The sequence below is a fragment of the Gracilibacillus marinus genome (assembly GCF_042651725.1).
Lineage (GTDB): Bacteria > Bacillota > Bacilli > Bacillales > Amphibacillaceae > Gracilibacillus > Gracilibacillus marinus.
This window is the reverse complement of the sequence record NZ_JBHSDV010000001.1, coordinates 1388660-1412197: the sequence shown is the minus strand read 5'-3', so window position 1 is coordinate 1412197 and position 23538 is coordinate 1388660. Positions and strand designations below refer to the sequence as shown.

Below are 23538 nucleotides of genomic sequence, written 5' to 3'. Positions count from 1 at the left end.
CTCCTTTCTTACCCCTAATCAATAACAAACTACCCCATCTATTATATGGGATAATCCTACTAAATACAAAACTAAATCTTATGAACTTGGAAATTTCTCAAGAAAGTTTTGGCTGTATATTTTTTTTGTCATATTTTCTGGGTAATGTTGATTTAATTTTTTCTTTAAATTAGAAATATGATGAATCGAAGTAAGGTCTTGCACAAAGTAATCTGCCCCATCGAAATCTGAACCAATCACGATATTATTCATCGCACCTAAGTTGATGAGATGTTGTATATGCGCAATCAAATCATCTATTGTAGCTGTCTCTTTATCTATAACAAACTCTTTTACAAATGTAATACCAATTAAGCCTTTTTTGTATATAATTCGCTTGATTTGTTCGTTTGTTAGATTTCTTATGTTATTACAAATCTGTCGTGCGTTGGCGTGGGATACAATTGGATAGTCTACTAAATCAATTGCTTCTTCAAAACCATTAGTAGAACAGTGCGCTAAATCAATCCATATGTGATGCTTATTCGCAAGTTTGATCACTTCTTTTCCTAGATTTGTTAATCCTGCACCCCTATTTTCTTTGATGCCATCTACCATTAGATTTGCGTTATTCCAAGATAGTCCAATCATTCTTACTCCTAATTGAATAAGAATACGTAATTTAAAAAGGTCATTTCCAATACAATCTAACCCTTCAAGTGTTAACATTGCACCTTTTTCATTGTCTTTTAAATTCTCAATATCTGTTTTTGTTTGAATCCATTTTATATTCTGATATGGTTTGATAATTTGTTCAAAAAATATATCTACCATTTGTATTGCTACAGCAAATTTAGATTCTACTGGAACAGTAGCTGGAATAAATATTGCAAAACATTGTACATTCACATCACTTTTCATCCATTTGCAATAATTCACATCTAATAAAGGATGGTTATAAAAATCATATTGTTTTTCCCATATTTTCCATAGAGCATCACAATGGCAATCAATCATGATTTCCCCTACTTTCTATAAAATAAAAACCTGTTTGTCCAAAACAAACAGGAAGGAGTCACTATTTACTTTTATCTTGGTTCAACAATAAGCTTTATTGCTGTTCGTTCTTCATTATCAATCATAATATCCGTAAAAGCTGGAATACAAATGAGGTCATCTCCACTAGGTGCTACAAATCCACGTGCAATCGCCACTGCTTTTACAGCTTGGTTCAATGCTCCTGCACCAATTGCCTGAACTTCGGCGGAACCACGTTCACGTACTACATTTGCAAGTGCGCCTGCTACTTTATTAGGGTTTGATTTCGCTGAAACTTTTAATATATCCATCCCTGCTACCTCCTTCAATTCCTATTGTTATCCCACTTTTACTATATTCGATTCGATTGAAGATATTCCTTTTTATTCAGGTAGATTTAAATTTTAATTGATGAATAATTCGTATGAAACACCATCAGTTAAAGAAAGGGTGATCATCGTTGATTTGAATTCTTTCTATACTATTTGCTCTTCCAGTTGTTGCATCGATATCGATGATGACACCACTTAGTTGAGTCGGCCCTTCTTTAGGAACTTCAAACCTTACAGGGAGACCCGTTAAGAATTTTTTTATTACTGCTTCTCTTTCCATCCCTAAAATTCCATTGTAAGGTCCTGTCATACCAACATCGCTAATATACGCTGTCTTATTCGGAAGGATTCTTTCATCTGCTGTTTGAACATGTGTGTGTGTACCCACAACTGCACTTACTTTTCCATCAATATACCATCCAAATGCCTGTTTTTCGCTAGTAGCTTCCGCATGAAAATCTACAAAAATCATATTTGTTCTTTTTTTGGCTTGTTCAATTAACTCATCTATTTTGCGGAAAGGATCATCTACAGGTTGCATAAATGTTCTACCTAATATATTAATTACTGCTATTTCTTTTCCGTTTGATTTGATAAATACGATATCATTCCCTGGCGTACCAGGAGGTAAATTCCCTGGTCGTACTAGATACGTTGCGTTATCGATAAATTGAAATATGTCTTTTTTATCCCACGTATGGTTCCCCATCGTTACGGCATTCGTACCCCATTCTAAAAAGTTTTTGTAAATCTTCTCTGTTAATCCTTTACCACTTGCTGCATTTTCTCCGTTCACAATTGTAACATGTGGATTATATTTTCCTTTTAATTTTGGCAAATACTGTTGTACCATATCTCTTCCAGGTGAACCCACAATATCTCCGATGAATAATATTTTCATTGATTAATTCCTTTCTTCACTTCTGTAAAATTGTAAAGTTAATAAATAAAGTGACCATAATGGTCACTTTATTTAGCATATTCTACAGTTCTAGTTTCGCGAATAACCGTAACTTTAATATGTCCAGGATAATCTAGTTCACTCTCAATTCGTTTACGGATATCACGTGCAACTTTTGATGCTTCTAAATCGTCAATCTCGTCAGGTTTAACGATAATTCTAATCTCTCTACCTGCTTGAATTGCAAATGACTTTTCTACTCCATCATACGACTCAGAAATTTCTTCTAATTTTTCAAGTCTCTTAATGTAATTTTCCAATGTTTCACTTCGAGCTCCAGGTCGAGCAGCAGATAAAGCATCAGCTGCTGCAACAATAACAGAAATTACGGAAGTTGGTTCTTCATCCCCATGGTGTGAAGCTATTGCATTCACCACTACTTCATTCTCTTTATACTTGCTAGCAAGCTCTTTACCTATTTCCACATGACTTCCTTCTACTTCATGATCAATTGCTTTTCCAATATCATGAAGTAATCCAGCTCTTTTAGCCAATGTTTGATCTTCTCCGAGCTCAGCAGCTAGTAATCCAGATAAATAAGCTACTTCAGTAGAATGCTTTAATACATTTTGTCCATAACTTGTTCTGTATTTCAAACGCCCGAGAATTTTAACTAAATCTGGGTGAAGACCGTGTACTCCCACTTCAAAAGTGGTTTGCTCACCGTAATCGCGTATATATTCATCCACTTCTCGTCTTGATTTATCGACCATTTCCTCTATTCTAGCTGGGTGAATACGACCGTCTTGCACTAATTTTTCTAATGCAATTCTTGCAATTTCTCGACGGATTGGGTCGAATCCAGAAAGAATAACTGCTTCAGGTGTATCATCAATAATTAAATCAATTCCGGTTAATGTTTCAAGTGTTCGAATATTTCTACCCTCTCGACCGATAATGCGACCTTTCATCTCATCATTAGGAAGATTAACAACAGATACCGTTGTTTCAGCTACATGGTCAGCAGCACAACGTTGAAGCGCAAGTGAAAGAATATTTTTAGCCTTTTTATCTGCTTCTTCTTTTGCTCTGTTTTCAGCTTCTTTAATTATTAGTGCTGTTTCATGCGTAACTTCTTCTTCCACACGTTGTAAAATTACTTGTTTTGCTTGTTCTGTTGTATAACCAGAGATACGCTCTAGTTCTGTTTGTTGCTCGCTTAACATTTCTCCAACTTTGCTTTCCATTTCTTCAATTTGTTGTTGTTTTTCAGTTAGCGAACTTTCTTTTTTCTCTAACATTAACTCACGCTTGTCCAACGTTTGATCTTTACGATTCAAATTTTCTTCTTTCTGCATGAGACGACTTTCAAGCTTCTGAATTTCTACTCTACGTTCGCGAAGCTCTTGTTCAGCTTGTTGTCGAATTCTGTGATTTTCATCCCTTGCCTCTAGTAATGCTTCTTTTTTCGCTACTTCAGCATTTTTGTGGGCTTCTTCAACAATTTGTTTCGCCAAATCTTCTGCACTCGAAATCTTCTTCTCCGCAATTCTTTTTCGAATCGAATAACCAACAACAATACCGACAAATGCAAGCAAAATGGAGATGAGTACAACATAAATTAAGTCCATAATTTCACCTCCTCTTGCTATAAACTTGTACAAAATTTTTAAAGTCGGCATGTACAATGAATACTTTTTTTTAATGTAATGTATAACAATTTAAAAATTATACATTTTAATTTTAATCTTCCATTTACTTGATGTCAAGGATTGGAGAATCTTTCGATAGAAATCCTTAAAAAATCTGTATATATAACTAAAAAAACAGTCCAAATTTCTTTAAAATGGACTGTCTTTTTATTAAACTTATTCTTCGTCTAATTGTAATTGTTCTTCTGCTTGATTTTCTGCATTTACTTCATCTAGTCCATAATGATCTCGAATTGCTAGATGAATTTCTGAAGCGATTTCTGGATGTTCTTTCAAAAATTGTTTTGCATTCTCTCTACCTTGACCTAAGCGTTCTTCATTATATGAATACCATGCACCACTTTTTAGTACAATATCTAAATCGGCACCAATATCTAATATCTCACCTTCATGTGAAATACCTTCACCATACATAATATCAACTTCAGCTTGTTTGAAAGGTGGTGCAACTTTATTTTTTACTACTTTAATACGTGTTCTATTTCCGACCATATCATTTCCAATTTTTAATGTTTCTGCACGTCTTACCTCAAGTCGAACAGAAGAATAGAATTTAAGCGCACGACCACCTGGCGTTGTTTCAGGATTCCCAAACATAACCCCAACTTTTTCACGAATTTGGTTAATAAAGATTGCTGTTGTTTTTGATTTATTAATTGCACCAGATAATTTACGTAAGGCTTGAGACATTAATCGTGCTTGTAACCCGACATGAGAATCTCCCATTTCACCTTCAATTTCTGCTTTAGGTACTAATGCTGCTACAGAGTCAATGACAACCATATCAACAGCACCACTTCTAACAAGGGCTTCTGCGATTTCTAATGCTTGCTCCCCAGTATCTGGTTGAGATAATAGAAGTTCGTCTACATCTACGCCTAATTTTCTTGCATAAACTGGATCAAGTGCGTGTTCAGCATCAATAAATGCTGCTTGCCCACCTGCTTTTTGCGCTTCTGCAATTGCATGTAGTGATACTGTTGTTTTACCAGAAGATTCAGGACCATATATTTCAATAACACGTCCACGTGGGTATCCGCCAACTCCTAAAGCAATATCTAATGTAATAGAACCACTAGGTACAGTAGATACTCGTTGTTCTGCTTGCTCTCCTAGTTTCATTATAGAACCTTTACCGAATTGCTTTTCTATTTGTTTTAACGCCTGGTCTAAGGCTTGTTTACGATCACTCATTAATAATTCCTCCTTTAAATTCCCTAAGTAATATCTTATATTGTTTCAGAGAATTTATCAAGCAAAAAACGAATAAATGTTCCCTTTTTTTATTGCATTTATGAACAAAACTAGTAGATTATTATAAAATAAGCACATTTTCTTAAAAGATTCTAAAGAAAATGTGCTTGAAATGATTATTTTATTAATTGATATAACCTTTCCAATCCCTTTTTCACCGCTCTAGTACGAATTGTGAATCGATTTCCATTAAAAAGATGTTTAACAGTATGACAATTATCGTATTGATCACATATAGAAATAAAAACAGTTCCTACATCTTTTCCTTCAGACATCGTAGGACCTGCTACACCAGTAAAACTAATGCCGATATCTGATTGATACAATTTCTTCACTTGTTTCGCCATTAATTCAGCACATTCTGAGCTGACAGTACCATGCTTTGATATAATTAGTTCAGGAATATCCAGCACATGTTCTTTTGCCGTTGGACTATACACTGTTGCTGCACCATTTAATACATGAGATGCCTCAGGGATATCTACAATTGTACTTGAAAATAACCCCCCTGTTAAACTTTCTGCACTCGCTATTGTCAGTTGGTTTTCTTTTAATCGTTCTACAACTTTTTGAGCAATTGTTTCATCATCATATCCATATAAGTAATTCCCTACAATACTTAAAATTTCTTTTTCTGTCGTGTTAATTAATTGAGTAGCATCTTCTTTATTATCAGCAAATGCAGATAAACGAAGTGTTACTTCCCCTTCTTTTGCTAGTGGTGCTATGGTTGGATTAGTTTGATTGGAAATTAGAGTTTGAAGTTCATGCTCTAATTGCGATTCTCCAATCCCAATAAAACGTAATACTTTCGAATGAATGATGTGGTTCAAATGATATTTTTGCACAAGATGAGGAATTACAAATTCACTCATAATTGCTTTCATTTCACTTGGCACTCCTGGTGTAAATATGTATGTAGTATCATTATAATCAATCGCAATACCTGGTGCGATACCTACAGAATTTTCAAATACGATAGATCCTTCAAAAATATTTGCTTGTTTTCGATTGTTTGGTGTCATCTGTCGATTGGTTCTCTTAAAATATTCTTCAATAGATTGAATAGTCGGCTCATGCTCTATAATTGAAAGACCTGTTGTTTGTTGAAAAGCTTCTCTTGTTAAATCATCTTCAGTTGGACCTAATCCACCTGTAACAATAACAACATCTGAACGCTTTGAATTTTCGAATACTTGTGCAAGTCTCGCTAAATTGTCCCCAACTACTGTATGATAGTAAACAGAAATTCCACTATTAGCTAAATGTTTTGAAATCCATTGTGCATTTGTATTTGCAATCTGTCCTAATAATAATTCTGTTCCTACAGATATTAACTCTGCTCTAATTTGTTGACTCACTTGGAATCCTCCATCACGTGCCAATTTTTAGAAAAATACTCTATTCCAGATATTACAGTTAATAAGAGTGCTAAATACAGAAAGACTTCACCTAACGAAAATGGTAAAAATTGAAACGGGAAATCATTCAATAATAAAATAATAATAGCGAGAATTTGTAACACTGTTTTTAACTTTCCTGATTTACCTGCAGCAAGTACAATACCTTCCCCAGCTGCTACTAATCTTAATCCTGTCACAGCAAACTCTCGACTAATTATAATAATAACAATCCAAGCAGGAGCTAAATCCAAAGTAATTAATAAGATAAAAGCAGCTGATACTAGTAGTTTATCTGCCATTGGATCTAAAAATTTCCCCAAGTTGGTAACTAAGTTATACTTTCTCGCATAATAACCATCTAACCAATCTGTTGCAGACGCAATAGCAAATATAAGTACTGCAATAAATTGAGCTGTGTTTATCTCCACTTCAAGTAATGAAACAGTCCCCCAATCAAATGGATAACTTAACAATAAAATAAAGAATGGGATAAGCATAATACGTGATAATGTAATTTTATTAGGTATGTTCATTCTATTCACCTCTGTTTAATTGATAGAAACACCCCCTTTAAAGTACATGAAGGGGGCAAACATCTATTGTTTTTCTATGTTAATATACATATTTTGCGGGGTTGTTGTATTACCAATTTCTTCAGATAACTCTATTTTCTCACCATTTATAAAGAAAGTCACTGTACTTGGATTTCCAAAACGAATAAATAATTCTTCAGTTGAACTAATGTTGATTTCAGCAGGTGACTCCTCATTTGTAAATGTCTTGTACATAAATTGTTCTCCATTTACATCTTCCACTTGCATCCAATTCTGATCTGTTGTTTCAATTGTAAGAATAACTTCCGCTTCACTTGTACTTAACTGATAAGTGGATTCATTGTTTGCATATTGTTCTAATTGTATGGTTGTATTAGATTCATTTGTTGTATCTTCGTCTGACGTATCTTGTGTGTCATCTGATGCACTCTCTTGATTTTCCTCATCATTAGAAGGTTGGTCAGAATTCACTGGTGGTATTGTTACTTCGTCAGCAGAACCTTCACCACTTTCAATTGTGTTATCATTAGCGTTTGAATCATCTGGTTTATCATTATTTTGAAGGGCCCAGTAAATAACAAGAATACCAATGATTAATACAATGACAATAATAGTAGGTAAAAATGAAAAGAAACTAGGTGTTTTTGAAATTGGTTTATTCTTCTTGCTACTGCTAACTCTTGATAAAGCTACTTTCTCTTCTTTATCAAATGGTAAATCACGTTCATATTCACTCATCAAATCTTCTGCATTCAATTGCAATGCCGTTGCATATTCTTTAATAAATGCTCGAACATAAAAAGAACCTGGCATTATTTCAAATCTTTCTTCCTCAATTGCGTGTAAATAACGCGTTTGAATCTTCGTTTGTTTTTGAATATCTTGTAATGACAAATTTTTCGCTTCACGCTCTTGTTTTAATCTTTCTCCTATTCCCATATATAACACCATCCATCATCAATCTTTAAAAAATACATATATTACACGATTATATTGAAATAATTAGTAGTAATTGTAGAAATTATATTTAAAGATACTTTTTATTGCCTTAAATTAAATCACAAATGCTTGTTCTCGCGACTCTTCTACAAAATTTTAGTATAAATTATTATATATTTCAATCATATCTTAAAAATGTAGTGAAGAAAAGTGAAAACCTCTTTTCTCCATTCCTATTCCAAATGAAGAATGAAAAACGTGAACAAAAATAGTATAACATGTAAAAAACCTTAATCCACTATTAATTTAGTTGAATTAAGGTTTATTTTAAAGACAATTACAAAACAGAATTTACATCTGTCAAATGCAAAATCATACCCGCATTATTTTGATCCTTCATTTTGTACTAGTTTTACCATTATATTTGCAATCGCATGTTGCTCTTTTTCATCTGCTGCGTTCCATAAATCTCTAAGAATCTGTTCATGGTCATTCTTTGCTTGAACTTCTGTTGATAAATAATTTCCTATATCAAATGCAAGTTCAGATATCGCTTTGTTACTCATACCATTTCCTTGAGCTTCATGTAATCGGTCACCTAAGAAGTCTTTCCATGATTCGAAGTTATCTAATACAGACATAATTTAACCTCCTTTATAATAGATGCAAATATATTTTTCGTAATAAACAAAAAAATATACATCTAAATAAGGAAAATTAAATTATGACCAACCTCCATTCACACGAATAGATTCCCCTGTTATATATCGCGCTTTTTCACTTAACAAAAACATAACCGAATGAGCAATATCTTCTGTTAATCCGGGTCCTTGTAATGGTATCTCTTGTACTAATACTTCTTTTTCTTCTTGTGATAAATGATGGTTCATCTTTGTTTCAATATAACCTGGAGCAACTGCATTTACTCTAATACCACTAGGTCCAAGTTCTTTTGCTAAACTTTTTACAAATAACTCTTGGCTACCTTTTACAGACGAATATGCTACTTCACAACTTGCACCTACTTCTCCCCAAATAGATGTAACTAGAATAAGTTGGCCATTCTTCTTATGAATCATGTATGGTATCACATGCTTTGAAATTTTCCATACTGCATGCACATGTAAATGAATCATTGCATCCATTTGATGATGTGACATTTCCTGAAATAAACCGATAAATGATTTACCATTAGCAAAAATAACACGATCTATTTCTTTTGGCAATTGCTCTAATAATGTCTCGAGCCCATCATTATTACTTAAATCAGCTTTTAATAATACAATGGACTGTTCCCCATCTTTATCCATATCTAATTGGGGTTTATTTTGAAAATAATGAAGATAAAGATTATCTCCCTCTTTCATTAAGTGTTTCGTTATTTCTAGTCCTATATCTCCGCTAGCTCCAACAACTAATGTATTTCTCCTCAATGTATTCACCTTTACTATTACTTATTGTTTACATAACAAACAGATAGTTGTTTTTCATTAATCCAGTTAGACAGAAATTCTTGCATTTCTTGATATGTTAATTGTTCAAACCACTCGATACTTTCGAACAAATCAATACCAATTAATTGATAATGAGAGTATTGATTAGCTATAAATTCTAGAGAGTTAAGAGAACGTATCAAATGGCCAAGCTTTTTACGTTTTATTCTGTCAAATGTTTCTTCATCTAGTGATGCCTTATTAACAGATAGTAATATATGTTTAATCGCATTAGCTAATTCCACAGGTTTCTTTGAATTTCCACCAATAATGGAGAATCCAAATTCTTTTTCAAGATGCGTTTCACAACCGAAAGACTGATCAATTAATCCTTCCTCATACAACTGTTCGTATGCGTACCCACTTCGAGAAAAAATAGCATCCATTGCAATGTCCATTAAGTATTCCTTCTTCATGAATGCTTTAGGATCTGTTGGTATATCTACTTCCTTTACACCAACTAATGCTTTCGGCACATTTACAGGCATCATAATTTCCAATTCTTTTTCTGCTACTTCCGCTTGTTCCACCGGGAATTTTCTTGTGATTGGTTCTGGTGGTGCAAATTCTTTAGCTAATTGATTTGTTTCAATTAGTTTTATTGTTTCATCTACGTCAATATTTCCAGCAACAAACAATACCATATTACTCGGATGATAAAATGTATTGTAGCAAGTGTACAAGTCATCTTTTGTTATTTTATTAATAGAATCAACTGTACCTGCTATATCTATTTGAACTGGATGTGATTTGTACATACTTTTTATCGTTCCAAAAAAAGCTCTCCAGTCTGCTTGATCATCATACATTTTGATTTCTTGTGCGATAATTCCCTTTTCCTTCTCAACAGATTGCTCAGAAAAGTATGGCATTTGTACAAAATCGATTAAAACCTTTAAATTTTCCATTATTTTAGACGTGGCAGAAAACAAATAAGCTGTTTTTGTAAAAGATGTGAATGCATTGGCAGAAGCACCTAATTTCGAAAAATCATGAAACACGTCTCTGTCTTCTTTTTCGAATAATTTGTGTTCCAAAAAATGCGCGATCCCATCAGGAACTGTAATTAGTTTCTCTTCATTTAAAGGGACAAATGATTGATCAATTGAGCCATAATTAGTTGTAAAAATAGCATATGTTTTGGCCATTTCCTTTTTCGGTAACAAAAATACTCTTAATCCATTAGGTAATGTTTTGTTGTAGATTGTCTCATCAATTTGGTTGTAATATAGTTTCTCCATCTTATCCCTCCTCACTTGTAAGTAAATAAGTCATATTAAGGACTATCTTTTTACTTACATCTAACACATCTTGCTTCGTCACTCGCTTTACATCTGCAATTAAATCTTCTGGAGATTTGTCAGAATTAGCTAAAACACTCTGATAATGTAATTCAATCATTCCTTGTGGATTGTCCAACGTTTCTTTCAGTTGATTTATTGTCATTTCTTTCGTTTCTTCTACTTGCTCTTCTGTAAATTGTCCGCTTCTCATTTGCTCCATTTGTTCCAATATAATTTCTTTCGCTTTTTCGTATTGGTTAGGAGCAATACCGCTAAATACAAATAATAAACCTTTATGACTCTCTATTCTCGATGCAGCATAGTATGCTAAACTATGTTTTTCGCGTACATTCATAAATAACTTAGAACTTGGAAATCCTCCAAAAAGTCCGTTAAATACATGAAGTGCTGCATAATCTTGATCATTAAATGTTATATTTGTGCGAAATCCAAAATGCAATTTAGCTTGTTGTATTTGATCATGTTCAACTAAGACTTTATCTACGCTATGATGAGAGTTCGATTTTTTTGTAGCTATACTTGCTTGTTTTTTTCTGTTAATTGTCTCATCAATTAATTTTTCGATCGGCGTATTTTCAATATCACCAACAACATAGACATCTAATCGATCACTTGTAAGTAACTCTTCGTAATAATTGTATAAACTTTCTGATGTGATTGTATCTAAATCTTCCTCATAACCATGTACCCGTAGATGATACGGTTCGTCTGCACACATTTCTTCAATCATTCTTGTATTCGCCAAACTCATTTTATCTTCGTTTAACGATTCCATTTTGTTTTTAAGTGTTTGCTTTTCTCTCTCGAGTATTTTGTTATCAAATCCATTATTTTCTAACTTCGGGTTGTAAATTACATCTTTTAATAATTGAAGTGCTTCTTCAATTAAAGAACTTTTATCTTGTAAAAATTGATCATTAATGATTTCAAGGCGAAATGTTAATATGCTGTTTTCTCCTTTTTTGCTACTGTCAATATGTAAAATGGCACCATACAATTCATCTAATTTTTGACGTAGTTTTGTTGCTGTTGGATATGTAGCAGTTGCTTGTTGTAATAAATAAGGTAATAAAGCTCTATTCGTTACTACCTCTCGACATAATTCTGTCGTAAATTTAAGTGATAAATGAATGGTTTTGAACTTTTTAGTCTGTAATAAATGTAAATCATACCCATCTTTATTCATTATTTTCTCCATTTGATTACTCCTTTTTGTTTAGTGTTCGATATTAAATGAATCTTTCATCCTTTTCATACTTCATAGACTTATTTTCTATTGTATCAAATTATCATACTTATTATGCTTATAGAAAGTATTTTTAAAGATGAACTGTGCTACTTAGGTTTAAAGAAAAAAGACCCGGTTTATGCCAGATCTTCAAAAATTCAATATCCTATCATTTGTGTAATTTTTTACATTCTTTTTCTTAGTACATAAAAACTAAATACATCTGATCGAAAGAAATTAGCTGAATATAAAACAGGCTCATTATCTTTTGTATAATGCATTTGTCTTAATAAGAGTAATGCTTGATCTGGTTCACAATTAAGCATTGGTGAAATACGCTCATGATAACCAATTGGTTCAATATATGCAACTGCATAGTCTATTTCTTTTTTTGCATAAGATTTTAGTGCTTGAAAAATAGACTCTTGAGAATGTATTAATTCTAACGGCATTAATCGGTGATCAATCCGATCAATACAGTACACGACCGGATCTCCATCTGCTGTTCGAATTCTTTCCAATTGAGCAAAAGTGTCTATCTCCATAGGCTCAAATCGTTTTTTGTCTTCATCTGTCGGGGTGGTTAATTCAACAGAAATATATTGTACTCCAGGTTTTTTACCTGATTGTCTTATCATTTCTGTAACGCTACCTAACTGTTCGATCCCAGATGAAAAAATTGGTTTCACATGCACAAAAATCCCGACACCTGGACGTCTAATAATGTATCTCTCTTGTTCTAATATATAGATAGCTTCTTGAACTTCTCTTTTCGTGACACCAAACTGTTGCGCAAGCTCATATTCAGTTGGTAATTTTTCTTTTTCTTTATAATGACCGTCTTCTATTAATGACTTTATTTGTTTTAATACCGGAGTTGTTGATCCATTATTCATACCAGATAACATATTTTCCCCCAACCAATCTTATCCCATAAAAGATTATTATTAAAAATAAATATACCATTTTTAGTTATAATAATAAAGAAGTATTTATTAAATTCACTACTAATGTTCTATTTCTAATGTAGCATTTCATTTTATTCTATTGTGGATTCTTCATTCACCAAACTTTTTAGCACAGTACGTGGTTTTGATCCTTCATAAGGGCCTACTATACCTCTTTCTTCCATTGCATCAATTAATCGAGCAGCACGAGTATAACCGACTCTAAATTTCCGTTGCAACATGGAAACACTAGCACTTTGCATTTCTAACACTAATGCTACCGCATCATCGAAAAGTTCGTCATCCACTTCTTCTTTCACTTCACTCTCTTCTTCAGGTATCATTTCCTCTTGATATTGGGCCTTTTGTTGCTCGATACAGTGATCAACAACTCTTTCTACTTCTTCATCAGATAAAAAGGCACCTTGTATTCTAATTGGCTTTGACATGCCTACAGGGATAAATAACATATCCCCACGTCCAAGTAATTTTTCAGCTCCACCAGAATCTAGAATCGTGCGTGAATCTGTTTGAGACGAAACACTAAAGGCGATTCGAGAAGGAATATTAGCTTTAATCACACCTGTGATGACATCAACGGATGGTCTTTGCGTAGCGATAACTAAGTGAATACCTGCAGCACGGGCCATTTGCGCTAATCGTGTGATCGCGTCCTCCACATCATTCGATGCGACCATCATCAAATCTGCTAATTCATCTACAATCACAACAATGTATGGTAATAAAGGTTGTGGATTCTCCTTTTCTGCATTCATTTTTGTGACGTATTCATTATATCCTTCCATATTACGAGTACCAGTCTCAGAAAATAAATCATACCTACGTTCCATTTCCGCAACAATCTTTTTTAGTGCCCTTGATGCTTTTTTTGGATCTGTTACAACAGGTGATAGTAAATGAGGGATACCATTGTATACATTTAATTCTACCTTTTTCGGGTCAATCATCATCATTTTTACTTCATGCGGTTTTGCATACATAAGAATACTAGTAATAATTCCATTTATGCACACACTTTTCCCGCTACCTGTTGCTCCTGCTACTAACAAGTGAGGCATTTTGTTTAATTCTGCAACAACAGATTCTCCTGATATATCTTTACCTAATGCAAAGGATAGTTTGTTCTTCGATAATTGCTTTTTCGCCTCTAATACTTCACGTAGAGAAACCATCGCCGTTTCTTCATTTGGCACTTCAATTCCTACAGCTGATTTACCTGGAATTGGTGCTTCAATTCGAATATCCTTTGCAGCTAGTGCTAGAGCTAAATCATCATGCAAACTTACAATTTTACTAACTTTAACGCCTGCTTCAGGATAGACTTCATATTTTGTCACAGATGGTCCGACATGAACTTTCGTAACGCGTGCTTTCACTCCAAAACTATGAAATGTTTTTTCTAATTTTTTTACAACGTTTTGTATCGTCGATTTTTCTTGTTGCTTCCCTTTATGTAAAGGTGCTTCTAATATTTGAATTGGAGGTAATTGATAATCCTCATTTTCATAAGAGGTTACAGACAATTGTTGTACATCATTTTCTTGATCTTCCTCAATATCCACACTAGATAATTGGTTCTCAGATGAACTACTTGATACAATAGATGGTTCCATTGTTTTTTCCACAACATTTGGTGTACTATCAAGATGCCCTTTAACTTCGACCTCTGTTCCATATTCAATAGATGGTTCCATTGCTTCCTCTTCATTCGGAAGCTTGTCTTTCTTAGGAGATTTTTTCACTCTCTGTTTTGACTTCCCTTTTCTATTCGAAAGTAGTTGTTGAAAAATTTGCTTTGATTTAATCCCAAGTTTTTTTAATACATCACCAATTGAAATATTAAAAAATAACACAATACCAATTAAAATGATGAAAAATGCCACAATTTTTGCACCAATATCTGAGAAAAGAAAATACGATACGGCAAATAATATACTTCCAATTATTCCTCCGCCTAAATCATCTATCTTATTACTTCCTTTTATAAAATCTATATAATTAGAGAAGCTTTCTTTTACAATCGATGAGTCATTTTTTAATGCAATCGATGTTTCAAATAATTGAATATGTGACATTAATAAAACGCCTGCTAGAATAATATATGTACTTATCCATTTACGTGAGACCATATCAGGCTGTGTTCTCTTTATCATTAAATATATACCTAGGTACATTAGAATGACTGGTATAACAAAATACCAATTCCCTAGAAAGAAGCGAAAAATATTGGACAATAATAAGGAGACAGCTCCTGCCTGAATGATGGAGGCACCACTCCCAAAAATGGCTAAAAATATTAATAATAAACCTAGAAGTTCAAATCGTATATGTGTCGCTAAATTTCTCTTTTTCTTTTTTGTTTTTGTTTTTTTTCTAGCCATAATCTCACTCCTGTTACTAGCTTAATAGAATAATAATGCGTGAATCGAATTACCCCTGCCGTATTTTTGGCAAGGGTAATTATACACGTCAAATATGTTTATACTTCTATTATAACATACTTTTTTATGAGAAGAGAAGTTCGTACAGATAGTCAAAAACAACCAATCAGTTTACATAATATTATTATTGTTAATTATTGTCCCAGGATGAAAAGCGTGTTCTAAGTAATCATATGGATTTGTTGATAATAACTGGTACATTTGAAAAGAACCATCGTCTAAACGTTGCACATAGCATTGTCGATTTTTATATACAATCATTTGAAATTGTTGAAAGTCATTCGCGTTAATTGGATAAACATCGTTATAGCATAATGGCGTATATAACATGATTACATCAATTCCTTCGATTGTTTGTTCTTATCTATCATTTGATTCAATTTTTCTAAAGCACCACTGATACCGCCTACTTCATTTATTAGACCGTATTCAACTGCATCTTGGCCAATTACATTTGTTCCAATATCTCTTGTTAGATTTCCCTTTTCAAACATTAGTTCTTTAAACTTTTCTTCTTTTATATTGGAGTGACTTGTGACAAATTGAATCACTCGTTCTTGCATTTTATCAATATACTCAAATGTTTGTGGTACTCCAATAACAAGCCCTGTCAGCCTTACAGGATGTATTGTCATTGTTGCAGAAGGCGCTATAAAGGAATAATCTGTAGACACTGCAATTGGGACACCAATAGAATGACCTCCACCTAAAACAATAGACACAGTGGGCTTTGATAATGACGCAATCATTTCTGATAATGCTAACCCTGCTTCCACATCGCCACCAACAGTATTTAAAACAACTACTAATCCTTCAATTTTCGGATTTTGTTCAATTGCTACAATTTGAGGGATTAAATGTTCATACTTTGTTGTTTTATTCTGTGGTGGTAACTGAACATGCCCTTCAATTTGGCCAATTATTGACAAGACATGAATATTAGAATCCGGCGCCTGTGGTACATTTGTCTGCCCTAATTGCTGTATCTTTTCCATTAATGATGAACTTGGTGATTCTTTCTCTTCTTTATCTTGTTTATTATTTGTTTCCATTATAAAAACCCCTTTCACCTCACTATTACTAGTATGGTCAAGGGGATTTTTTTCATGCATGATTATTACAGACGGTCCATAATCTTAATTAAATATTCTTTTTCAAATGGAGTTAATGGAACCAATGGTAACCTAACATTACCAACAGCTACCCCTTTTTGGTTGAGTGCAGCTTTGACTGGGGCAGGAGAAGGTGCCATGAACAATGCTTTCATAACAGGGAGTAGCTTTCGGTGAATAGTAGCAGCTTTTTTCCATTCTCCTTGTTCAAATAAAAGCAACATCTCTTTCATTTCTTTTCCAATAATATGTGAAGAGACAGAAACAACACCATTACCACCAATTGCTTTAATAGGTAATGTTAAACTATCGTCTCCGCTATAAACAGTGAAATCTTTATCTGTCTGCTCAATAATAGAAGACACTGCATCTAAATCTCCTGAAGAGTCTTTTAATGAAACAATATTTTCTATTTGTGATAGCGCAATAATTGTATCTACACTCAAACTCACAACAGAACGAGACGGGATATTATATAGCATTATCGGTAACGATGTCTCACTAGCGATTGTTTGAAAGTGATTGAATAACCCTTCTTGATTTGGTTTATTGTAATATGGTGTCACAATAAGCACGCCATCTACACCAATTTGTTCCGCTTCCTTTGTTAGCTCAATGGAGGCTTTTGTGTTATTACTACCTGTGCCAGCAATAACTGGAATTCGTTTGTTAACCACTTTTACTACATGTTTGAATAAGTCTATTTTCTCTTTGTGAGATAGTGTTGCTGATTCACCTGTCGTTCCTGCAATTATAAGCCCATCCGAACCATTTTGAATTAAGTATTCTATTAATTCCGATGTCTTGTTTACATCTAATTGATTATTTTGATCAAATGGAGTGACCATAGCTGTTAGAATATGTCCAAAAAACATAGTATGCCAACTCCTTTCTCCATACAAGGTAATCTAAATAAGACTTTCGTTATGCATCACTATCTAATTGAAATGCAACATGTAAAGCATTAATTGCTGTTTGTAAATGCTCACTTTTCACTAATACCCAAATTGTTCGATGACTGTCTGCAGATTGAAAAATAGGTATATGTTGTTGTGATAATGTCTGCACTATTTTGGAAGTGACACCAGGTAATCCAGACATACCTGCACCTACAAGCGATATTTTAGCACAATGTTGATTTAAGATCGGTATAATATTCAAATCTTTCAGCACATGAACTGCTTTTTCTTCATATTTATTTAAAATGGTATATACGACGCTACTAGGTGAAATATTAATAAAATCAACAGAAATACCTGCTTCTGCCATTGCTTTAAATACTTCTACATGTAGATTGCTATTTTCTGATTGATCTTCTACTCTTATTTGTGTTAAATGATCCACATAAGCAATTCCTGTCACATATCTATCATTTACGCTTTCATTAGCATCTGCATGATCTTCTGTTGTAATCAATGTTCCTTCGTCAAGTTCCATTGTTGATCTAACACGTATTGGTATGTTCGCTTGCATTGCAATTTCCACTGCTCTTGGATGAATGACTTTCGCTCCTTGGTAAGCTAAATTGCATATTTCAGTATAACTAATTTTATCCAATTTTCGTGCTTTTGAAACTAAACGTGGATCTGCTGTCATAATTCCATGAACATCTGTGAAAATATCTACATATTCTGCATTCATCGCAACACCTAATGCAGTAGCAGAGGTGTCACTACCACCCCTGCCTATTGTTGTTACTTCATAGTCTTCATTTCTTCCTTGAAATCCTGTGACAACCACTACATCATGCTGATATAACAAAGACGTCATATGTTGGTTTTGTATTTGTTTAATTTGTGCATTACCAAATTCACTAGATGTAATAATTCCAGCTTGTGCTCCTGTAATAGCAATTGATTCAATATTTTGGCTCAATAGCTCATTAGAAAACACTACCGCGGATATCGTTTCACCACATGATAATAATAAATCTTTTTCTTTAGATGAGAGTCTTGTTGTATTTTCTCCGATTAATTGTAATAACGAATCAGTCGCATACGGATCAGGATATCTTCCCATTGCAGAGACAACTACAATCACTTTGTAACCATTATCAATCGCGTTTTTGACATGTTTGATTGCATGTTGACGGACATGTGTATCCCTAACAGACGTCCCACCAAATTTTTGAATCAATACTTTCATAAGGTCACCTCTATTTTTGTAACCAATTGTTCTTGATTAAAGATTCTGCAATTTGTACAGAGTTCCATGCTGCACCTTTTAGCAAATTATCTGATACAACCCATAAATGGAATCCTCTACTATTATCTAGATCTTTTCTCACTCTACCAACAAATACTTCACTTTTTCCAGATGCTGATTGTGGTGTTGGATATACTTGATTTGTAATGTCATCTTCTAAAACAATTCCGTCTGCATTACTTAATGCTTCATGAATTTGTTCAACAGATATATTATCTTCTGTTATTTCGATATACACACTTTCGGCATGTGATGTAAAGAATGGTAATCTAACACATGTTGCTGCTACATTAATATGCTCATCATGCATAATTTTTTTCGTTTCATTAATCATTTTCATTTCTTCAAATGTATAGCCATTATCTTGAAATACATCTATTTGAGGTAACGCATTAAATGCTATTGGATAATGATTTTTTTCGCCGCTTACTGGCAAAATATTTGCTTCCATTTCTTCCCCACGTAGATACGCTTCTGCTTGTGTTTGCAATTCATTTACAGCTTTTGCACCTGCACCTGATACTGCTTGATATGTTGAAACAATAACTCGAGATAATCCAAATTTAGCTTGAATTGGTTTTAATGCTGCGACCATTTGAATTGTTGAGCAGTTTGGATTTGCAATAATTCCATTATGTTTTGCAATATCCTCTTCATTCACTTCTGGTACAACTAGAGGAACATCTTTATCCATTCGGAATGCACTCGTATTATCTACTACTACAGCTCCTCTTTTTACTGCTTCATGAGCTAAAGCTTTTGAAACAGAACCTCCAGCAGAGAATAATGCAATATCAATACCCTCAAAGCTTTCAGGAGTAGCTTCTTTTACAATATGTGTTTCCCCATTAAATTCGATCTCTTTACCTGCTGATCGTTTGGATGATAAAAGATGTAATTCATTTATTGGAAAATTCTTTTTAGATAATGTTTCCAACATTTTTTCCCCTACAGCTCCAGTAGCACCAACTACTGCTACATTATAACCTTGTACTGTCATTATTTTTGTCCCCTTCCGCTATTCTATCCATTAGTGTATTTGATTATCTCTTCTATTTTATCATAGATTAATCATTACTTTAATTATTTCACCATATTTATCGTTATCTTGCAACAAGAACTGGTTGAATTTGTTTGTGTAATAGTGCATTTTCTAGTGTCTCTGGTATTAATGTCATATCAGCAACTAAAGAATTGGGTTTTTTTATTGGATCGTCTTGACCAAACGGAACAAAGTACATTAATTTTGTTGCCATTAACCGCATTAGATTCACGCCATTTAATCCAAGCCCATCATTTGTTGATACTGCAATAACTACTGGTTTCCCATTACGAATAGTTGCTTTAGAAGCCATTAGTACTGCTGAATCTGTAATGGCATTTGCTAGTCTACTCATCGAATTGCCTGTCAATGGCGCAAGTATCATACAATCTAATGGTTCTTTAGGCCCCAGTGGTTCTGCATCTACAATCGTTGCAATTGGCTCTCTTCCCGTTAGAACTCTTAAACGTTCCATATGATCATCTGCTTTTCCGAATTTTGTATCAGTATTCATAAACGTATAGGACACAACTGGAACAACTTCTGCTCCTAATTCAATTAATTTTTCGATCTGTGGAAAGACACTCGCATACGTACAATGAGAACCCGTTAAACCAAAACCTATCTTTTTTCCTTTAAAGTCCATTTTTAATAAACCTCCCATGTATTTCAGTCAATATTCTGTGCTAATGCCCAGTATATGTTTTTGAATAATGGATGTGACTGATAGGATGGGATGTTCCTAAAAATGAAAAAATGTTTTTTTAGTATGTGTAACAATATAGGAATGATATTTTTGTACCAATTAATCCATCTGAAGTCAAAAAAGATCATTTTATTCTGATGAAGAGATACAATGAACGATTGTTTTTGCTAAGATTTCCCCAGCTGTTTTTGGTGCAACAAGTCCTGGTAATCCTAAAGCATGAATTACTTCAATACCACGTTTTTTTGCATAATCAAAGTCTATTCCTCCAGGTTTTGAGGCTAAATCAATAATTAATCTGTTACTAGGTAGTTTTTCTAATACTGCTGCTGTTACCACAACTGCTGGAACTGTATTTATCAATATTTCACAATGACATATATGATCAGAAATTTTGTCTAAGTGAATCGTTTGAAAACCTTGTTCGAATGCCCTAGCAAGATCTGTTTCACTTTTAGATACGATTGTAACTTTTGCGCCTAACCCAGAAAATTTATTTGCAGTAGTTTGACCAACACGACCGAATCCGAATACAAATATGTTTGAATCATGTATCGTTATATCCGTATGTTGAATTGCTAACATTATTGCGCCTTCAGCTGTCGGAATGGAGTTATATATGGCAATATCATCTCTCTCCATTAACTCGATTAATGTTAAATCATTTTCCTTTATCCAATGATCTAACTGATCACTTGTAATACCAGTAAAAATCAAACATTTTTTTGATAAGCGCTTAAACCAATCACTTGTTAAAACCCACTCTTTATCAGAAAATACTGCTTCTACTTTCCCACCATTTTGTATTCCAGTAATAGGTAAAACGATTGCATCTAATTGCTCTGATTGCAATTCTTTTATCGAGCATTGCTTAACAGCAGTATAACTTTGTTCCACTTTATCAAATCCAACGATAACTACCTCGATCCATTCTTCATAATGAAGAGCGTGAATGAGACGTAAGTACCTTGCATCCCCACCTATAATGGCAATTTTCTTTTTAAGCATTCTTTCACCTCACATATAGCATTAAATATGTTATCTAAACTATCATATGATGTCGAATACGTTAAGTGATTGACTTATCATACTTTAGGCTTATGTTCCATAATACTTGAAATTGTTGAAAAGAGATTGAGACCAAAGAATTCATTCATTACAAAAATCCAAACGATTCGAAAGCTATTTTCCGAATCGTTTGGATTTTGTGCTTATTAGAAAGCTAACTTCTTTTGTTAATTTTTAAAATTCATTATCTGCTTTGCAACTGCACCGAGGTATTCGCACATAATTTATTTCTTAATTACAAATTAAATTGTGTCGTACCGTACTTTTATCTGAAATTATCTGTCTCAACAATAATCATATCATCACCAATTTTTTTTATTTGTCGCCAATCAATGCGTGAATATGTTTCTGTTTTTTTCAAACCAAACATTCGATATTGAGGAATAGTAAAACTTATAATCTGCCCTGTTTTTTCATCAATCTCTAAATCTGTTTGACCTAACAACCCAAGGCGTGTTCCTGTTGATAAATCTATTAATTCCTTGTTGCTTAAATCATGAAACCGCAATGGATACACCTCCATCTCATTAATTAGGTGAAGTAATAATTGCTGTTGCTATATCATCAATCGAAATTTGCTTCGTTACACCATTTAATTCTTGTAATGTAATCTGATCAATTTTTGCAATCGTATCTTCTAAAGTTGGATGATCATGTAAAATCATTTCATTTCTAGCATTACGACTCATTCGGCTATTTGTACTTTCTAAACCCAATAAATAAAACCCTTTTAACTGTTCTTTGCTTACGTGAAGTTGTGCCTCTTGAAATCCTTTTTTACTTACATCTTTTAATATCGTATAGATAGATTGAATCACATGATCTATTTCTTTAGGCGAAGTTGCTGCATATATTGTCCATAAACCTGTATCTATAAATGCATTATTATAAGAGAAAATGGTATACGCTAATCCTTTTTCTTCTCTTATTTTTTGAAAAAGCATGGAACTCATACTCCCGCCAATTAAGTTATTCATTAACATAAATGGATATTGTCGCTCATCTTTTATACCGACACCAGGTAAAGCAATACTTATGTGCGCCTGTTCAATTTCTTTATGTTTCACTAATTTATTTATAGAATAGTTAGGTTCTTTTCTAACAGAACTTGAGCATTCTCTAGATGGGATGACTTCCAATTTCTCATGAATCGAATAGAGTTGTTCTATTTCTATACTTCCAGCAATAGATACGACCATATTCGTTGCACTATAATGTTTACGATAGTAATCTAAAATGGATTCTCTAGTCAAATTTTTCACTGTCTGTTTTGTACCTAATATAGGATATGCTAAAGGGTTATCTTTATAGACTAATTCCATTAAATAATCATGAATAATATCATCTGGAGTGTCCTCCGTCATATTGATTTCTTCTAATACTACCTTTTTCTCTCTTTCGATTTCAACTGTATCAAAGCTTGATGCTACAATCATATCTATCATGATATCTAGAGCAAAATGAATATGTTGATCTAACACTTTCGCATATAAACAAGTATATTCTCTTGAAGTAAATGCATTAATTTCTCCACCAATTGAATCGAACGCTTCTGCGATGGCTTTTGGACTATATTTAGATGTACCCTTAAACAGCATATGTTCGATAAAATGAGATATTCCATTATTGGTTTTTGTTTCATCACGCGAACCTGTTTTAATCCAAATTCCTACAGTAACGGACTTTACCGTATCGATTGGTTCTACTACCACTGTTAGACCGTTCGCTAATTTTTCTTTGTGTATCAAGTAATTTCCTCCTAAAAATAAATAAAACTGATTCTATTCTTCATATTAAAGTATTTAAAAAAGAAACTGGATATCCAGCTTCTTTTTCTACTCATATTTACAATCACTCAA

Annotated in this window: 23 protein-coding genes; all 23 read right to left on the bottom strand. The window is 33.4% G+C overall.

The genetic code is table 11. The features are described 5' to 3' along the window. Window positions 1–78: 78 nt before the first annotated feature. The 23 genes from ACFOZ1_RS06545 to ACFOZ1_RS06435 all read right to left on the bottom strand — a co-directional run bounded on the left by ACFOZ1_RS06545 (window position 79) and on the right by ACFOZ1_RS06435 (window position 23427). Window positions 79–996 carry a dipeptidase gene (locus ACFOZ1_RS06545; RefSeq protein WP_390197356.1) on the bottom strand — a complete coding sequence of 306 codons (918 nt, stop codon included), beginning with the start codon at window positions 994–996 and terminating at the stop codon, window positions 79–81. Between the two features lie 71 nt (window positions 997–1067). Next, entirely contained in the window at window positions 1068–1328 is a 261-nt protein-coding gene (locus ACFOZ1_RS06540) for a stage V sporulation protein S (protein WP_089738033.1), read from the bottom strand. A gap of 124 nt (window positions 1329–1452) precedes the next feature. Beyond that, window positions 1453–2250, bottom strand: a complete 798-nt coding sequence (locus ACFOZ1_RS06535; RefSeq protein ID WP_390197353.1) for a TIGR00282 family metallophosphoesterase — start codon at window positions 2248–2250, stop codon at window positions 1453–1455. A 68-nt stretch (window positions 2251–2318) separates the two neighbouring features. Beyond that, entirely contained in the window at window positions 2319–3881 is a 1563-nt protein-coding gene (rny, locus tag ACFOZ1_RS06530; RefSeq protein ID WP_390197351.1) for a ribonuclease Y, read from the bottom strand. 237 nt (window positions 3882–4118) lie between these two features. Further along, entirely contained in the window at window positions 4119–5156 is a 1038-nt protein-coding gene (gene recA, locus ACFOZ1_RS06525; protein WP_390197348.1) for a recombinase RecA, read from the bottom strand. A gap of 176 nt (window positions 5157–5332) precedes the next feature. Continuing rightward, window positions 5333–6577, bottom strand: a complete 1245-nt coding sequence (locus ACFOZ1_RS06520) for a competence/damage-inducible protein A (RefSeq protein ID WP_390197345.1) — start codon at window positions 6575–6577, stop codon at window positions 5333–5335. Then, entirely contained in the window at window positions 6574–7152 is a 579-nt protein-coding gene (gene pgsA / locus ACFOZ1_RS06515; protein ID WP_390197342.1) for a CDP-diacylglycerol--glycerol-3-phosphate 3-phosphatidyltransferase, read from the bottom strand. Before pgsA ends, ACFOZ1_RS06520 begins: the two co-directional genes overlap by 4 nt. Before the next feature lie 63 nt (window positions 7153–7215). Further along, window positions 7216–8112, bottom strand: a complete 897-nt coding sequence (locus tag ACFOZ1_RS06510; RefSeq protein WP_390197339.1) for a helix-turn-helix domain-containing protein — start codon at window positions 8110–8112, stop codon at window positions 7216–7218. Between the two features lie 383 nt (window positions 8113–8495). Then, window positions 8496–8753 carry a DUF3243 domain-containing protein gene (locus tag ACFOZ1_RS06505; RefSeq protein WP_390197336.1) on the bottom strand — a complete coding sequence of 86 codons (258 nt, stop codon included), beginning with the start codon at window positions 8751–8753 and terminating at the stop codon, window positions 8496–8498. A gap of 81 nt (window positions 8754–8834) precedes the next feature. Continuing rightward, window positions 8835–9554: an elongation factor P 5-aminopentanone reductase gene (gene ymfI / locus ACFOZ1_RS06500; RefSeq protein WP_390197334.1), complete on the bottom strand. Its 720-nt coding sequence runs from the start codon at window positions 9552–9554 to the stop codon at window positions 8835–8837. 8 nt (window positions 9555–9562) lie between these two features. Then, entirely contained in the window at window positions 9563–10846 is a 1284-nt protein-coding gene (gene yfmH, locus ACFOZ1_RS06495) for an EF-P 5-aminopentanol modification-associated protein YfmH (RefSeq protein WP_390197331.1), read from the bottom strand. Between the two features lies 1 nt (window position 10847). Continuing rightward, window positions 10848–12107, bottom strand: a complete 1260-nt coding sequence (gene yfmF, locus ACFOZ1_RS06490; protein WP_390197328.1) for an EF-P 5-aminopentanol modification-associated protein YfmF — start codon at window positions 12105–12107, stop codon at window positions 10848–10850. Between the two features lie 215 nt (window positions 12108–12322). Beyond that, window positions 12323–13045 (bottom strand): GntR family transcriptional regulator, encoded by a 723-nt coding sequence (locus tag ACFOZ1_RS06485; protein WP_390197326.1) that lies wholly within the window; start codon window positions 13043–13045, stop codon window positions 12323–12325. Window positions 13046–13176: 131 nt separating this feature from the next. Beyond that, the gene (locus ACFOZ1_RS06480) at window positions 13177–15486 is read right to left on the bottom strand and encodes an FtsK/SpoIIIE family DNA translocase (protein WP_390197325.1); all 2310 of its coding nucleotides are present in this window, start codon (window positions 15484–15486) and stop codon (window positions 13177–13179) included. Between the two features lie 171 nt (window positions 15487–15657). Further along, a complete protein-coding gene (locus ACFOZ1_RS06475; RefSeq protein ID WP_390197322.1) occupies window positions 15658–15876 on the bottom strand; it encodes a YlzJ-like family protein in 219 nt (72 codons plus the stop codon). A gap of 2 nt (window positions 15877–15878) precedes the next feature. After that, window positions 15879–16598: a ClpP family protease gene (locus tag ACFOZ1_RS06470; RefSeq protein WP_390197320.1), complete on the bottom strand. Its 720-nt coding sequence runs from the start codon at window positions 16596–16598 to the stop codon at window positions 15879–15881. Between the two features lie 65 nt (window positions 16599–16663). Further along, window positions 16664–17533 (bottom strand): 4-hydroxy-tetrahydrodipicolinate synthase, encoded by an 870-nt coding sequence (gene dapA, locus ACFOZ1_RS06465; RefSeq protein ID WP_390197318.1) that lies wholly within the window; start codon window positions 17531–17533, stop codon window positions 16664–16666. A gap of 49 nt (window positions 17534–17582) precedes the next feature. Next, window positions 17583–18803 (bottom strand): aspartate kinase, encoded by a 1221-nt coding sequence (gene dapG / locus ACFOZ1_RS06460; RefSeq protein ID WP_390197316.1) that lies wholly within the window; start codon window positions 18801–18803, stop codon window positions 17583–17585. A gap of 10 nt (window positions 18804–18813) precedes the next feature. Further along, complete coding sequence (locus ACFOZ1_RS06455) at window positions 18814–19863, bottom strand: aspartate-semialdehyde dehydrogenase (RefSeq protein WP_390197313.1); 1050 nt, start codon at window positions 19861–19863, stop codon at window positions 18814–18816. Between the two features lie 103 nt (window positions 19864–19966). Then, a complete protein-coding gene (locus ACFOZ1_RS06450) occupies window positions 19967–20551 on the bottom strand; it encodes a dipicolinate synthase subunit B (protein WP_390197310.1) in 585 nt (194 codons plus the stop codon). Between the two features lie 189 nt (window positions 20552–20740). After that, window positions 20741–21619 (bottom strand): dipicolinic acid synthetase subunit A, encoded by an 879-nt coding sequence (gene dpaA / locus ACFOZ1_RS06445; RefSeq protein WP_390197307.1) that lies wholly within the window; start codon window positions 21617–21619, stop codon window positions 20741–20743. A 325-nt stretch (window positions 21620–21944) separates the two neighbouring features. Further along, on the bottom strand, window positions 21945–22187 hold the full coding sequence (locus ACFOZ1_RS06440) for a YlmC/YmxH family sporulation protein (RefSeq protein WP_390197305.1): 243 nt from the start codon (window positions 22185–22187) through the stop codon (window positions 21945–21947). 19 nt (window positions 22188–22206) lie between these two features. After that, window positions 22207–23427, bottom strand: coding sequence for a M16 family metallopeptidase (locus tag ACFOZ1_RS06435; RefSeq protein WP_390197302.1), 1221 nt, complete (start codon window positions 23425–23427; stop codon window positions 22207–22209). Window positions 23428–23538 lie beyond the last annotated feature (111 nt).